General features: G+C 76.7%; 1 protein-coding gene. It reads right to left on the minus strand.

The features are described 5' to 3' along the window. A partial coding sequence (locus PPSIR1_RS41320) for an SDR family NAD(P)-dependent oxidoreductase (RefSeq protein WP_006977308.1) occupies positions 1-2,249 on the minus strand: 2,249 nt, incomplete at both ends.

A 2,249-nucleotide genomic window follows, 5' to 3' on the forward strand; every position in this document is an offset into this window, starting at 1 on the left:
CGCAAGGGCGGGCCCTCTCGGCGCAGGCGATCGAGCAGGGCGCCGAGGGCCTCGGGGTCGGCGACGTCGCAGGCGACGAGCTCGACGCTCGGGCCCAGGGCGACGAGCTCGGCCTCGAGCTCGGCCGCGCCGGGGGCCCAGGGTCCGCGGCGGCTGGTCAGGACGAGGCGCTGGATGCCTTCGCGGGCCAACCACCGCGCGGTGTGGCCTCCGATCGCCCCGGTCCCGCCGGTGATCAGCGCGGTCCCGGACCAGGCCGGCTGGGCGCCGCTGCGCCCGTGGTCGGGGCAGGCGACGAGGCGCTTGGCCTGGACCTGGCCGCCGCGCAGGGCCAGCTGGGACTCGTCGCTGGCGAGGGCGAGGCTCAGGGCGCTGGCGAGGGCGTGGGGGTCGTCGAGGGCGTCGGTGAGCGCCGGCGGCAGGTCGAGGCAGCCGCCCCACAGCGAGACGTGCTCGACCCCCGCGACCGCGCCCAGGCCCCAGAGCATGGCCTGCTCGGGGGCGCGCAGATCGTGGGGTCCGGCGGCGCCGCGGGTCAGCACCCACAGGCGCGGGAGGGTGGGCACGAGGGCCTCGGCGTCGAGGTCGATGAGGCCCTGGAGCAGGGCGGTGGTGCGCTCGAGGGTCTCGAGGCTCGGCGGGCGTCCGTCGGTGGGCTCGCCCTCGGCCAGCGCCAGGGTCGAGAGCAGGGCGTCCACGGGCAGGGCCCGCGCGCCCGGGCCCGCGTCGACGCCCATGCCCTCGGCGAGGGCGCGGCGGTAGTCCTCGCGGGTCCAGCCCGGCTCGCAGCGCAGCAGGGTCGGCTCCTGGCCGGCGCGGCGCAGGGCCTCGAGCAGGGCCGCCGTGCTCGGATCGGGCTGGCCGGTCTCGGGGTCGGGGATGTGCGCGAGGCACCAGCGGGGCGAGGCCGCGGCCCCGCGCACCGAGGGGTTGACCCGGGCCCACTCGACGCGGTGGCGCCAGGTCGCGGCGAGGCGCTCTTGGGCTCCGCGGACGTGCCAGCGCCCGAGCTTGGGGGCGAGCTTGGCGAGCATCACCCGCTCGATCTGGTCGAGGTCGAGCTCGTCGGCGAGGGCGTCGAGGTCCCCGTCCTCGAGGGCCGCGGCGGCCAGGGTCGCCAGGGGGTTGTCGGCGGCCGGGGCCGCGTCGTCCGTCGCCTTCGCCGGGCCGGCGTCGGCCGTCCGCGTCGGCCGGTCGATCCAAAAGCGGCGGCGCTGGAAGGCGTAGGTCGGCAGGGGCAGCTGGGGCGCCTCGCCGCTGGCCTCGAAGTGCCGGCTCCAGTCGATCGGCGCCCCGGCGAGGGCGAGCTCGGCGAGGCGGCCGTCGAGGACCTCGAGCCCGCCCTGGTCCCGGCGCAGGGTCGGCAGGAACAGGGTCTCGTCCCCGGCGCCCCGGGCCTCGAAGGCGCCCGCGAGCGGCACGCCCATGAGCGGGTGGGGGCTGACCTCGACGAAGGCCGAGAAGCCGCTGTCGAGGAGCTGGGCCACGGCCTCGCCAAAGCGGACGCGCTGACGCAGGTTGCGGAACCAGTAGCTGCCGTCGAGCTCGGGGCCGTCGACCAGGCGCAGGTCGACGGTCGACATCATCGGCGTGTGGCCGACGCGGGGCTGGATGGTGGCGCAGGCCTCGAGCATCTGGGCCTGGATGGGCTCGACCTGGGCGCAGTGCGAGGCGTAGTCGACCTTGACCTTGCGGGCGAACACGCCGTCGGCCTCGAGCTCGGCGAGCAGGGCGTCGACGGCCCCGAGGGTGCCCGAGACGACCATGGAGGTCCCGCCGTTGTCGACGGCGATGGCCAGCTCTTCGCCGCTGGGGTCGATGCGCCGCGAGCGTTCGTCGAGCTCCTCGCGGGACAGCTGGACCGCCGCCATGCCGCCCGTACCGCTCAGCGCCCGGATCAGCTGGCTGCGCCGCGCGACCAGCATGGCCGCGTCGTCGAGGCTCAGCACCCCCGCGCAGTAGGCCGCCCCGATCTCGCCCTGGGAGTGGCCGACGACGACCTCGGGCACGACCCCGAGGGCCCGCCAGGTCGCGGCCAGGCCGGCCATCATTGCGAACAGGGTGGGCTGGACGACGTCGACGCGATCGAGGCTGGCCGCGCCGGGTCGCTGCTCGAGCACGTCGAGCAACGACCACTCGACGTGGGGCTCGAGGGCCGCCGCGCAGGCCTCGATCTCCGCCCGGAAGGGCGCGCAGGTCCGCAGCAGCTCCTGGGCCATGGCCGGCCACTGGGCGCCCTGACCGGGGAA

Source organism: Plesiocystis pacifica SIR-1 (assembly GCF_000170895.1).
Lineage (GTDB): Bacteria > Myxococcota_A > Polyangia > Nannocystales > Nannocystaceae > Plesiocystis > Plesiocystis pacifica.